Below are 12447 nucleotides of genomic sequence, written 5' to 3'. Positions count from 1 at the left end.
GTCTCCGAGCCGGTCTACCGGCTTTTGATTTTTTCCAGGATTGAAAATATCGCCATGCCGGCAAGCATGGCGGCCACGAACACCAGCGCCTGGGGCACCCCGGCCGACGCGGCGACCAGGGCCGGGCCCGGGCAGAAACCGGCCAATCCCCAACCCGCGCCGAACGCCAGGCTGCCGAGCGCCAGGCGCGCGTCGATGCGGGTCGCGGTGGGCCAGCGCAAGGGCTCGCCCGACAGACTGGCGCGGCGGCGACGCAACACGGCGAAGCCCGCGGCGCTGACCAGCACCGCGCCGCCGATCACGAAGGCCAGCGACGGATCCCAAGCGCCGGCAAGGTCCAGGAAGCCCAGCACCTTGGCGGGATTGGCCATGCCGGACACGATCAGCCCCAGCCCGAAGACCAGGCCGGACACAAAGGCGTACAGTGCAATCATGATCCGCCTCCCGCCAGGTGGCGCATGACGTAGACGATGCCGAAGCCCGCCGCCATGAACAGCGCGGTTGCGGCCAGCGAGCGGGGCGAACCCCGCGACACGCCGCAGACGCCATGGCCGCTGGTGCAGCCCGACGCGTAGCGCGTGCCGATGCCCACCAACAACCCCGCGACGATCAGGCGGGCCGTGCCGGCCTCCACCGTGACGGCGGGCAGCGCGGCGCCGGCCCGGTACAGCCAGGGCGAAGCGAACAGGCCCAGCAGGAAGGCCAGGCGCCAGGAACTGCCGCCCTGGGGCGGCCACAGGCCGCCCACGATGCCGCTGATGCCCGCGATGCGGCCCGCGCCGGCCATCAGCAGGACGGCCGCGGCGCCGACCAACAGGCCGCCGAATGCCGACGACGCGGGCGTGAAGGCGGACCAGTCCAGATTCACTTGAGTGACTCCATGGCCCGGCCGCAGTACAAACTCGATAGCGTCTTCATGACCTGGCTGACCTCGAAACTGGCCATCTGGTAGTAGACGTACTTGCCTTCGCGCCGCGTCGCCACCAGCCCTTCATCGCGCAGCACCCCCAGTTGCTGGGACAGCGTCGGCTGGCGGATGCCGGTCAGCGCTTCGAGCTCGCCCACGTTGCGTTCGCTCTGGACCAGCTGGCATAGCAGCAGCAGGCGGTCTTCGTTGGCCAGCGCCTTGAGCAGGGCGCAGGCCTGGGAGGCGGATTCGCGCAGGACGGCGACTTCGCACTCGGTCAGGACTTCATTCATTTGATGAGCATCAATCGGCCTAGGTGAGTTTGATCATTATATTGACCGATAGAATATTCAACAATATTATTGAAATATATATATTGTTTTGATATGCAGCGACACGCTGCCAGGCGAGCGCCCATGCCCCCGCAGATCCAAGGCTTTTTCGATTCCGTCACCGCCACCATCACCTATGTCGTCCATGAGCCGGCGCCCGGCGGCGCCTGCGCCATCATCGATTCGGTCCTGGACTATGACCCCAAGTCCGGCCGCAGCGGCACCGCCAGCGCGGACCGCGTGGCCGGCTACGTGCGCCAGCATGGCCTGAAGACGGAATGGCTGCTGGAAACGCATGCCCACGCCGACCATCTCTCGGCCGCGCCCTACCTCCAGCGGCAACTGGGCGGGGTCATCGCCATCGGCCAGAGCATCCAGACCGTGCAGGGCGTGTTCAAGCAGATCTTCAACCTCGAGCCCGAGTTCCAGCTGGACGGATCCCAATTCGGCCACCTGTTCGCCGACGGCGAAACCTTCCGCATCGGCGGGCTGACGGCGCAGGCGATCCATGTGCCGGGGCACACGCCCGCCGACATGGCCTACCTGATCGGCGATGCCGCCTTCGTGGGCGATACGCTGTTCATGCCTGACGTGGGCACGGCGCGTTGCGACTTCCCCGGCGGCGACGCCCATCAGCTGTACCGGTCGATCCAGCGCCTGCTGAGCATGCCCGCCGATACCCGGCTGTTCATGTGCCACGACTATCCTCCCGCCAGCCGCGACGCGTCCTGGCAGACCACGGTGGCCGAACAGCGCCGCGCCAACATCCACGTGCGCGATGGCGTGGGCGAAGACGATTTCGTCGACATGCGCACCCGGCGCGACGCCACGCTCTCCATGCCCACCCTCATCCTGCCCGCCATCCAGGTGAACATCCGCGCCGGCCACTTCCCGCCGCCTGAAGACAACGGCGTGCGCTACCTGAAGATACCCGTCGACGCGCTGTGATTCCCACGGGCGCCGCCCGGCCCGCGGCCGCGTTGCGCGCCACAGGCTCGCACGCAGCGGGCTTGCATGCCCCGGGCTAATCCCGGAAGATCGTCCGATCGCAGAATTGCCGATCAGACGGATCCTCACATGTTCGCCGAAGCCGAAGCCGACCCCAGCCTGTCCAAGGAAGAATTCAAGCCGCTGGAAGCGCGCTTGCGCGTCGCCCTGCTGAACGCGCAATACCAGCGCCTCGCCAAGGCGGACAAGACGCTGCTGGTCGTGGTGGCGGGGATCGACGGCGCCGGCAAGGGCGCCACGGTGAACCTGCTCAATGAATGGATGGACCCTCGCCACATCAAGACGCTGGCCTACGGGCCGCGCGAAGGCGAGGAACTGGATCGTCCGCCGCTGTGGCGATACTGGAACGACCTGCCGCCCAAGGGCAGCACCGGCATCGTGTTCGGCTCCTGGTATGCGCCGCTGATCCTCGAAGCCACGCGCAAAAAGCCCAACCAGGAAAGCATCGAGGCGCAGGCCGCCGCGATCCGGCGCTTCGAAGCGATGCTGGCGGCCGAAGGCGTGCAGATCGTCAAGCTCTGGTTCCATCTGTCGGCCGAGGCCCAGAAGGCCCGCGCCAAGCGCCTGCTCGCCAGCCCGGAAACCTCCTGGCAGGTCAGCCCCATCGATCTGAAGGTCTACAAGAAATACGACCGCATCCGCAACGCCGGGCAATCGGTGCTGAACCGCACGGACTGCGGCCATGCGCCCTGGGTCGTGATTCCCAGCGCAGACGAAAACATGCGGTCGGCGCGCACGGCGGAAGCCGTGCTGGCCGCCATGCGCCAGCGCGGCGTGCCCCGCATCCCGCCCTCGTTCGTGGCGCACTCGCGGCCCACGCGCGTGGTCGACCGCCTGGGGCAACTGGATTACGACGCCAAGGTCGACAAGGACGACTATGAGTCCGAGCTGGGATTGCTGCAGGGCCGGCTGGCGCGCGCGGCGCGCTCGCGGAAATTCCAGGAGCGTTCGCTGGTGCTGGTCTTCGAAGGGCAGGACGCCGCCGGCAAGGGCGGGGCCATCCGCCGCGTGACGCATGCGCTGGATGCCCGCCAATTCGACATCACTCCCGTGGCCGCGCCCAACAGCGAGGCGCGGGCAAGGCCCTACCTGTGGCGCTTCTGGCGCCAGGTTCCGCGCCATGGCCGCATCGCCATCTTCGACCGCTCCTGGTACGGCCGCGTGCTGGTCGAGCGGGTCGAGAAGCTGGCCGCGCCCGCCAATTGGCGCCGGGCCTATGCCGAAATCAATGATTTCGAGGAACAACTGGCCGCAAGCGGAGCGCTGGTGTTGAAGTTCTGGCTGGCGGTCACGCCGGACGTGCAGCTCGAGCGCTTCAAGGAGCGCGAGAAATCGCCATTCAAGAATTTCAAGATCACGGCCGAGGACTGGCGCAACCGCGACAAATGGAAAGACTACGCCGCGGCGGCCAACGAGATGCTGGCCCGGACCGACGTCGCACACGCGCCGTGGCATCTGGTGTCGGCCAACGACAAGCGTTACGCTCGACTGCAAGTGCTGCGACATATCGTCGAAGCCATGGAAGACCTACATTGAACCGTTCCGGGGAGACCGCAAGCCATGAGCACCGCTGAAATCCGTCCCATCGTCGCCGCCGACTTCGAATCCTGGCTGCCGCTATGGAAAGGCTACCAGGACTTCTACCGCGTCGACATCGACGACGCCGTCACCCGCAACACCTGGGCGCGGTTCCTGGACGGCGCGGAACCCATGCATGCCGCGCTCGCCTACGACAGCGGCCGGGCCATCGGCCTGGTGCACTGGATTTTCCACCGCTCCACCTGGACGGCCGGCGACTACTGCTATCTGCAGGACCTGTACGTGGCCCCGGACGTGCGCGGCACCGGCGCCGGCCGCAAGCTGATCGAACACGTCTACGCGCAAGCCGCCGCCGCCAATTGCTCGCGCGTGTACTGGCTGACGCACGAGACCAACGCCACCGCCATCCAGCTCTACGACCGCATCGCCGACCGGTCCGGCTTCATCCAGTATCGCAAGGCGATGCCGTGAGCGCCCGCGATCCCAACTGCCCCCTGTGCCAGGAAGACGGCGGCACGGTGCTCTGGAGAGGGCCGCACCTGCGCATCGTCGAAGTGGCCGACGCCGACTACCCGGGCTTCACCCGCGTGGTCTGGAACGGCCACCTGGCGGAAATGACCAGCCTCTCCACGCATGGGCGCGATCTGCTGATGCGGGCCGTTTACGTCGTGGAAGAGACGCAGCAATCGATCCTGGCGCCCGACAAGATCAACCTGGCCTCGCTGGGCAACATGGTGCCGCACCTGCATTGGCACGTGATCCCGCGCTGGCGCGGCGACCGCCACTTTCCCGACCCGATCTGGGCGCCGCCGAGGGTGCCTGCCGGCGCGGAATCCGAGGAATGGAAGGAACGGCGCGCGAGCGTCGAGGCCCAACTGCCGCGCTACCGCAACCGGCTGGTCGAAGCCATGAACGCGCTGCTCTGGCACTGAGCCTGGGCGCGAGGCTGCGGCGTCAGCCGGCGGCGCCCTTGGCGCGCAGTTCGCCCAGCCAGCGGACGTAGGCCTGTTCCACCTGGTTTGCCGCGCGTTCGGCGGAGAACAGGCCCTGGCCCCGGATCAGGCGCCTTCCGGCCTCGCCCATGCGCCTGCGCAGCGCCGGATCGGCCAGCAGGCGCTCCAGCGCGGCCGCGAGCGCGGCGGGGTCCTTGGGCGGCACCAGCAGGCCGGTCACATCCGCGCGCATGGTTTCCGGCACGCCGCCCACGTTCGTGCCGATGACCGGCAGCCCCACCCCCGCGGCCTCGACGAAGACCGTGCCCAGGGCCTCCCGGTGCGTCGGCAGCGCGAACACGTCGAACGCCGCCATGACGTCGCCGATGTCGTGGCGCCGCCCCGCGAAATGCACGCGCCCCGCCAACCCCAGCCCCGCCGCCTGCGCCCGCAGGCGCTCGAACAATGGCATGCCGTCGCCCACCAGCACCAGATGCGCCTGCGGGAACGCGGTGGAAATACGATGGAAGGCGTCGATCAGGTCGCCATGCCCCTTTTCCGGACGCATGATGGCCACGCAGCCCACTACCAGGGCGCCGGCGGGCAAGCCAAGCTCTCGCCGGACGCAGACGCCCGGCCGCGCCTGAGGTATCACCACCGGCGAATGGATGGTGGCAATGGCCTCGGGCCGCGCGCCGCCGTCCAGCAATTGCGCGCGCACGTAGGCGCTGACGGCGATCACGCGATGCGCCAGCCAAGTGTAGGCATAGAGCGAATTGATGGGCTTGGCCAGATGCCGGGTGCGCACGATGAGCGGTGTGCCGGCCAGGCGGGCCGCCATCGCGGCCAGCACCGTATCCCGGCGGCTGTGCGTATTGACCACGTCGAAGCGCCCCCGGCGCAACAGGCGGCGCACGAACGCCACCCCGCGGATGAAATTGCGCGGGCCGTCCATGGGGAGCAGGTGCACCGTAAAGCCCGCCTCGCGCAGCCGCTCGCCCAGCTCAGCGCCGGGCTGGCACAGCGCCTCCAGGCGATGGCCGCGCTCGCGCATGGCGACCATCTCTTTGCAGATGCAGAACTCCTGCCCCCCGAACGAGGTGGCGGCTTCGGTATGCAGGATGCGCAGGCTCGGGCCGGCTCGGCCGCCCTGCGTCTTGGCGGAACTCAGCATGATGGGGAACGATCGCCTTCAAACGGTATGTGCCGGCAAGCGCCAGCTGGAGGCACCGCCAGCCGCGCACGGGTCAGGTTTCTGGAGGGGAGCTTACGGAACCGCGCCTTGCCAACGCGCACGCCCGGTTTAGGAATCTAGGGTAAGCATGCCGTCAACGGCAGAGGAATCAGTCTGATAACGGGTCGGAGGTTTCCAGAGAATTAGCCGTTTTTCTTCCAAGAATGGCCGAGGTTCGGCGACGTAAGAGCCTTCTATATCTTATTCAGGTAAAATTCAGAATTGCGCGGGAGATATTGTTTGATTGAAAAAAACGTTGAAAAAAACGGACGCCAAAAAGTGACCCAGCCGGCTTCGTCCCGGGCCGAATACCCCTCTTTCCTCCAGTCGTTCCTCCGATCCGAAGCGCTCGGCGGCTACGTGCTCATGCTGGCCGCGGTGATCGCGCTGGCGGTCGCCAACAGCCCCGCCGCGCCCTACTACTTCGGGGCGCTCGAAACCAAGCTGGGCTTCCAGGCGGGGCCCGTCGTGCTCAAGGAAAGCGTGCTGCACTGGATCAACGACGGTCTGATGGCCGTGTTTTTCCTGCTGGTCGGGCTGGAGATCAAGCGCGAGGTGCTGGACGGCCAGCTGCGCGGCGCCGGGCGCATCGTCCTGCCGGGCATCGCGGCGCTGGGCGGCATGGCGGTGCCGGCGCTCATCTACGTGCTGGTCAATGCCGGCAGCCCCGCCACGCTGCGCGGCTGGGCCATTCCCGCCGCGACGGACATCGCGTTCGCATTGGGCATCCTGGCGCTGCTGGGCAGCCGCGTGCCGACGTCGCTGAAAATCTTCCTGACCGCGCTGGCGATCCTGGATGACCTGGGCGCCATCGTCATCATCGCGCTGTTCTACACCTCGACGCTCAATACCTTCGCCCTGGGCATGGCGGGCGCCCTGCTGGCCTGCCTGTTCTGCCTCAACCGGGCGGGAGTGCTGCGGCTGGCGCCCTATCTGCTGATCGGCGCCGTGCTCTGGTATTTCGTCCTCAAGTCCGGCGTGCACGCCACGCTGGCCGGCGTGGCGCTGGCGCTGGCCATTCCGCTGCGTCCGCAGAACCAGGGGCATCCCGCGGTGCACTCTCCGCTGCACGCGCTGGAACATGCCCTGCACAAGCCGGTCGCCCTGCTGATCGTTCCGGTGTTCGGCTTTGCCAACGCGGGCGTGTCCTTCGCCGGCCTGGGGCTGGCCACCCTGGCCCAGCCCGTGCCGCTGGGCGTGGCCCTGGGCCTGTTCCTGGGCAAGCAGCTGGGTGTGTTCGGCTTCGCCTGGCTAGCCATCAAGAGCGGCATCGCCAGCCTGCCGCGGCATGCCTCCTTCACCCAACTGTACGGCGTTGCGTTGCTGTGCGGCATCGGATTCACGATGAGCCTGTTCATCGGCGCCCTGGCGTTCACCGATCCGGCCGCCGTGGATGCCACCAAGATCGGCGTCCTGACCGGGTCGCTTGCATCCGCCGTCGCCGGGTTCGCGCTGCTGCGCGGCTGCGGCGCGCGCACCGGGCGGGGCGAAACGCCATAAAGGACGCGGCCGGCGCTACAGTAGACGGGGTCAGCCACCACGATCCCGAGGAGCCGCCATGAAACCGCCCGTCATCAACGTGCAGCGCGTCTACGAGGGCACCGGCCCGGAAGGCAGCTACCGGGCGCTGGTGGACCGAGTCTGGCCGCGCGGCCTGCGCCGGGCCGACCTGGGGCTGGACGAATGGGCGCGTGACCTCGCACCCACCGCCGAATTGCGCAAATGGTTCAACCACGTCGAGGAACGCTGGGAGGACTTCCGACGCAAGTACCAGTCGGAGCTGGCCGCGCCGGAGCAGCAGGAGCGCATGGCCGCGCTGCTGGAAGCCGCCGGGAAAAAGCCGCTGACCCTGCTTTACGGCGCCCACGACACCGAACACAACCAGGCGGTCGTGCTGCGCGACGCGCTGCTCGACTACGCCCGTCACCACGGCAAGCGCTCCGGCTGAGGCGGCCAGCCGCCCGCGTTCAGCCTGCTCTCATGCTGACGCGCTACCATCGAACCATGCTCCCTGCACCCGTGGGCGACGCGGCCCTGCCCGGCCCGGCCCACGGCCAATCCCAACCCGGAGGTACCAGCATGCAGCATGACCTGAACGGAAAAGTCGCCGTCGTCACCGGCGCCGCCAGCGGCATCGGCAAGGAAATTGCGCTGACGCTCGCGCGCGCGGGCGCCGCGGTCGCGATCGCCGACCTGAACCAGGCGGGCGCCGAGGCCGTCGCCAAGGAGATCGAGCAGGCCGGCGGCAAGGCCATGGGCGTCGCCATGGACGTCACCAGCGAAGAGGCCGTGAACCAGGGAATCGACCGCGTGGCGGCGGCCTTCGGCAGCGTCGACATCCTGGTCTCGAACGCCGGGATCCAGATCGTGAACCCCATCGAAAGCTTCGCCTATTCCGACTGGAAGAAGATGCAGGCCATCCACGTCGATGGCGCCTTCCTCACGACCAAGGCCGCGCTCAAGCACATGTACAAGGACAACCGGGGCGGCGTCGTCATCTACATGGGCTCGGTCCATTCGCATGAAGCCTCGCCGCTCAAATCCGCCTACGTCGCCGCCAAGCACGCGCTCCTGGGCCTGGCCCGCGTGCTCGCCAAGGAAGGCGCGGCCCACAACGTGCGCTCGCACGTGATCTGCCCGGGTTTCGTGCGCACGCCCCTGGTGGAAAAGCAGATTCCGGAACAGGCGAAAGAACTGGGCATCAGCGAGGAAGACGTCGTCAAGAAGGTCATGCTGGGCGACACGGTGGACGGCGTGTTCACGACCGTCGAGGACGTGGCCCAGACCGCGCTGTTCCTGGCCGCCTTCCCCAGCGCCGCGCTCACGGGCCAGTCGTTCGTGGTCAGCCACGGCTGGTACATGCAGTAGGTCCGCGGGGCGGGCGGTCTTTGGTACCCTAGGCGCCTTTCCGGGCCGGCGCGCATCCCGGCGCGCCGGCAGGCACGTCTTGAGGAAATCCCATGTCTTTCAGCTCCGACGCCTGGGCGCGCAACATCGCGCTCTACGAAAAAACGCGCACCATGCCGTTCAACCAGGAACTGGCCAGCGGCCAGCTCGATGAGAACGCGTTCCGCCACTACATGATCCAGGACGCGCACTACCTGGTCGCGTTCGGACGCGCCCTGGCCGTCGCCGCGGCCAAGGCAGACCACGCCGACGGCGTCGTGCAGTTCGCGGATGCCGCCAAGGGCGCCGTCATCGTCGAACGCAGCCTGCACGCCGGTTTCATGAAGCAGTTCGGCATCGACGCGGCCACCTTCGAAGCCACACCGCTGTCGCCCGCCAGCCACCACTACACCAGCTTCCTGATCGCCACCGCCTGGAGCGCCCCGTACCCGGTGGCGCTCGCGGCCTTGCTGCCGTGCTTCTGGATCTACGCCGAAATCGGCCGCGACATCCAGGCGCGCGCCGCGACGCCCAATCCCTACGCCGCCTGGATCGACGCCTATGCGGGCGAGGAATTCCACGCGCTGGTGCGCGCCGTCATCGCCACGGTGGACCGCGCGGCGGAAGCCGCCTCGGCGGAAACGCGTGAGGCGATGCACCAGGCATACACCCATGCGGCGCAACTGGAATGGATGTTCTGGGATTCGGCCTATCGCCAGGCCGGCTGGCCGGTCTGAGCCCCCGGGGCGCGGCGGAACCGCGCCCTTGTGCCAAAATCCGGCCCATGCCGATCGACAACCGCCTGACTCCCCACGCCCTCGCCGCCCAGACGGCCGAACTTCCCGCCGCCTGGCAGGCGGCGTTCGCCGACCGGCCCGTGGCCGACGCCCTGGCGGCGGTGACCGCCCACGTCGAAAAGCGCCTGGGCGAGGGCGCGGCCATCTATCCCGCCACGCCCTTCCGCGCCCTGCACGGGCTGGCGCCGTCGGACGTGCGGGTCGTGATCCTGGGACAGGACCCGTATCACGGCCCGGGCCAGGCCCAGGGTCTCGCCTTCTCGGTGCCGGACGATTGCAAGCGGCCTCCCAGCCTGCGCAACATCTTCAACGAAATCGCCCAGGAATTTCCGGGCACGCCGGTCCCCGCCGGCAATGACCTGAGCCCCTGGGCCGACCAGGGCGTGCTGCTGCTGAACACCGCGCTCACGGTGGAAGACGGGCTGCCGGCCTCGCACGCGAAACGAGGCTGGGAGACGGTGACCGACGCGCTGATCTCGCTGGTCGCGCGCGACCCGTCGCCCAAGGTGTTCATGCTCTGGGGCGCGCATGCCCAGGCCAAGCGTCTGTTGCTGCCTGACAACAGCGGACATCTGGTCCTGATGTCCAATCATCCGTCACCGCTTTCCGCAAGAAGGCCGCCGGTGCCGTTCCTGGGCTGCGGCCACTTCCTGGCCACGAACGAATGGCTGGCCAACCAAGGGAAAAACCCTATTGATTGGGGACTGGACAAAAAAACAATTCCCATGCAAGGCGAATTCAGGTTATGATCGCCGCACTGCACAAAACGAGTTCGGCATTTACCGCCTTGATTTAGCGGAAGTTTTCGCAGTCCGCCGGGCAAACAGCCCCGGCCCCTGCCGAACCATCATCGATTCCTGACCCCTTTCCTTTCGCCCTGCGTTCCAATCTCCACTCGAGAACGCGCCACGCGCATGGTTGATCCGGTCGGCACGATGCTCCATCAACCGTCGCCTGGATCCGGCCGCCTAATCCCCTGGCCCGACCAAGCACTGCGTCGCATTGATTGCGGCAAGGGAAAGTAATGTCTTTCGAAAACCTGGGCCTCGCGCCCGCTCTGTTGTCGGCCGTTCAGGACGCTGGCTTCACCACCCCCACCGCCGTCCAGGCCGCCGCCATTCCGCAGGCCCTGGCCGGCCACGATCTGATGGTGTCCTCGCAGACGGGCAGCGGCAAGACCGCCGCCTTCATGCTGCCGGCGCTGCACCGCATCGCCCAGCACCCCGCCAACAAGGGCGTCGGCGTGCAGGTGCTGGTGCTGACCCCGACCCGCGAACTGGCCCTGCAGGTCACCGACGCCACGGCCACCTACGGCCGCAAGCTGGCCGACCTGCGCACCGCCACCGTCGTGGGCGGCATGCCCTACGGCGCGCAGCTCAAGGCGCTGTCGCGCCGCGTGGACGTGCTGGTCGCCACCCCCGGCCGGCTGATCGACCACCTGCAATCCGGCCGCGTCAAGCTGAACACCGTGCACACGCTGGTGCTGGACGAAGCCGACCGCATGCTGGACATGGGCTTCATCGAAGACATCGAGACCATCGTCGAACGCCTGCCGGAAGGCCGCCAGACGCTGCTGTTCTCCGCCACGCTGGACGGCACCGTCGCCAAGCTGGCCGCGCGCATGATGCGCGAACCGCAGCGCATCGAGATCGCCGGCGCCAAGGAAAAGCACACCAACATCACGCAAAGCCTGCTCTATGCGGATGACGCCAGCCACAAGATGCAGCTGCTGGACCACGTGCTGCGCGACGCCTCGCTGGACCAGGCCATCGTCTTCACGTCGACCAAGCGCGGCGCCGACGACCTGGCCGACCACCTGGCCGACCAGGGCTTCGCCGCCGCCGCCCTGCACGGCGACATGAACCAGCGCCAGCGCACCCGCACCCTGTCGCAACTGCAACGCGGCCAGCTGCGCATCCTGGTCGCCACCGACGTGGCCGCCCGCGGCATCGACGTCCAAGGCATCAGCCACGCCGTCAACTTCGACCTGCCGATGCAGGCCGAAGACTACGTGCACCGCATCGGCCGCACCGGCCGCGCCGGCCGCAACGGCCTGGCCTTCACGCTGGCCACGCATTCCGAACGCCACAAGGTCCGCCGCATCGAGCACTACATCGGCCAATCGATCACCCCCGAAGTGATCGCCGGCCTGGAACCCAAGCGCACCCCGCGTCCGTCGGCCGGCGGCGCTCCGCGCGGCGGCAAGCCTTTCGGCAAGCGCCCCGGCGGCGGTTACCAGGGCAACCGCGAGGGCCGCTCCTTTGGTGGCCCGCGTGGCGAATTCAAGCCGCGCGAAGGCGGTTACCAAGGCAATCGCGAAGGCGGCTTCCACGGCGACCGCCCGGCCCGCTCGTTCGGCGACCGCCCCAGCTTCGGCGACCGCCCGCAGCGCGAGGGCGGCTACCAGGGCAACCGTCCCTGGGGCGACCGTCCCCAGCGTGAAGGCGGCTTCCGTGGCGGCGACCGCGACTCGCGTCCGAGCTTCAGCGACCGCCCCAGCTACGGCGATCGTCCGCAACGCGATTCGCGCCCGTTCAGCGAGCGCCCGCAGCGTGAAGGCGGTTTCCGCGGCGGCGACCGCGACTCGCGTCCGAGCTACAACGATCGCGCCAGCTTCGGCGACCGCCCCAGTTTCGGCGACCGCCCGCAGCGTGAAGGCGGCTTCCGCGGCGGCGACCGCGCCGAAGGCGGTTTCCGCGGCAAGCCCACGTTCGACAAGCGGCCCGGCGGCCCCGCCAAGCGCTTCGCGAAGCCGGCCGACCGCCGCGGCTGATTCCGCCGCTTGAGCCTGACGCAAACCCCGCGCCTGCCG

14 protein-coding genes are annotated in these 12447 nt (G+C 68.1%); 10 read left to right on the top strand and 4 right to left on the bottom strand.

All coding sequences use genetic code 11. The features are described from left to right. Window positions 1-14 precede the first annotated feature (14 nt). The 3 genes from JL37_RS00135 to JL37_RS00125 are packed head-to-tail and all read right to left on the bottom strand — an operon-like array spanning window position 15 to window position 1200. Entirely contained in the window at window positions 15-434 is a 420-nt protein-coding gene (locus JL37_RS00135) for a YeeE/YedE family protein (protein WP_043541158.1), read from the bottom strand. Further along, complete coding sequence (locus JL37_RS00130) at window positions 431-868, bottom strand: YeeE/YedE family protein (protein WP_043541157.1); 438 nt, start codon at window positions 866-868, stop codon at window positions 431-433. Before JL37_RS00130 ends, JL37_RS00135 begins: the two co-directional genes overlap by 4 nt. Continuing rightward, window positions 865-1200: a helix-turn-helix transcriptional regulator gene (locus JL37_RS00125; RefSeq protein ID WP_043541156.1), complete on the bottom strand. Its 336-nt coding sequence runs from the start codon at window positions 1198-1200 to the stop codon at window positions 865-867. The genes JL37_RS00130 and JL37_RS00125 overlap by 4 nt, the downstream gene beginning before the upstream one ends. 123 nt (window positions 1201-1323) lie before the next feature. On the opposite strand from JL37_RS00125, the gene JL37_RS00120 reads away from it, so the two are divergent. From JL37_RS00120 to JL37_RS00105, 4 genes are all read left to right on the top strand, one after another. After that, window positions 1324-2187 (top strand): MBL fold metallo-hydrolase, encoded by an 864-nt coding sequence (locus tag JL37_RS00120; protein WP_043541155.1) that lies wholly within the window; start codon window positions 1324-1326, stop codon window positions 2185-2187. 129 nt (window positions 2188-2316) lie between these two features. Continuing rightward, window positions 2317-3783: a polyphosphate:AMP phosphotransferase gene (gene pap, locus JL37_RS00115; protein ID WP_043541154.1), complete on the top strand. Its 1467-nt coding sequence runs from the start codon at window positions 2317-2319 to the stop codon at window positions 3781-3783. Window positions 3784-3807: 24 nt separating this feature from the next. Continuing rightward, a complete protein-coding gene (locus JL37_RS00110; RefSeq protein ID WP_043541153.1) occupies window positions 3808-4257 on the top strand; it encodes a GNAT family N-acetyltransferase in 450 nt (149 codons plus the stop codon). After that, entirely contained in the window at window positions 4254-4718 is a 465-nt protein-coding gene (locus JL37_RS00105) for an HIT family protein (RefSeq protein ID WP_043541152.1), read from the top strand. The genes JL37_RS00110 and JL37_RS00105 overlap by 4 nt, the downstream gene beginning before the upstream one ends. Before the next feature lie 22 nt (window positions 4719-4740). Here the strand turns inward: JL37_RS00105 and JL37_RS00100 are convergent, their stop codons facing one another. Beyond that, window positions 4741-5892, bottom strand: coding sequence for a glycosyltransferase (locus tag JL37_RS00100; protein ID WP_052096697.1), 1152 nt, complete (start codon window positions 5890-5892; stop codon window positions 4741-4743). A gap of 339 nt (window positions 5893-6231) precedes the next feature. On the opposite strand from JL37_RS00100, the gene nhaA reads away from it, so the two are divergent. From nhaA to JL37_RS00070, 6 genes are all read left to right on the top strand, one after another. Further along, a complete protein-coding gene (gene nhaA, locus JL37_RS00095) occupies window positions 6232-7452 on the top strand; it encodes a Na+/H+ antiporter NhaA (protein WP_052096725.1) in 1221 nt (406 codons plus the stop codon). A gap of 58 nt (window positions 7453-7510) precedes the next feature. After that, window positions 7511-7900 (top strand): DUF488 domain-containing protein, encoded by a 390-nt coding sequence (locus JL37_RS00090; protein ID WP_043541151.1) that lies wholly within the window; start codon window positions 7511-7513, stop codon window positions 7898-7900. Window positions 7901-8031: 131 nt separating this feature from the next. Then, window positions 8032-8820: a 3-hydroxybutyrate dehydrogenase gene (locus tag JL37_RS00085; RefSeq protein WP_043541150.1), complete on the top strand. Its 789-nt coding sequence runs from the start codon at window positions 8032-8034 to the stop codon at window positions 8818-8820. A 92-nt stretch (window positions 8821-8912) separates the two neighbouring features. Next, on the top strand, window positions 8913-9575 hold the full coding sequence (gene tenA, locus JL37_RS00080) for a thiaminase II (RefSeq protein ID WP_043541149.1): 663 nt from the start codon (window positions 8913-8915) through the stop codon (window positions 9573-9575). Between the two features lie 47 nt (window positions 9576-9622). After that, window positions 9623-10384, top strand: coding sequence for a uracil-DNA glycosylase (locus JL37_RS00075; RefSeq protein ID WP_043541148.1), 762 nt, complete (start codon window positions 9623-9625; stop codon window positions 10382-10384). Window positions 10385-10659: 275 nt separating this feature from the next. Next, entirely contained in the window at window positions 10660-12408 is a 1749-nt protein-coding gene (locus tag JL37_RS00070; protein WP_052096696.1) for a DEAD/DEAH box helicase, read from the top strand. Window positions 12409-12447: the final 39 nt, after the last annotated feature.

It is taken from the genome of Achromobacter sp. RTa (assembly GCF_000757485.1).
In the GTDB taxonomy this organism is placed as follows: domain Bacteria; phylum Pseudomonadota; class Gammaproteobacteria; order Burkholderiales; family Burkholderiaceae_B; genus Achromobacter.
Note: the sequence above shows the minus strand (reverse complement) of the source record. Positions and strands in the feature narration are given on the sequence as shown.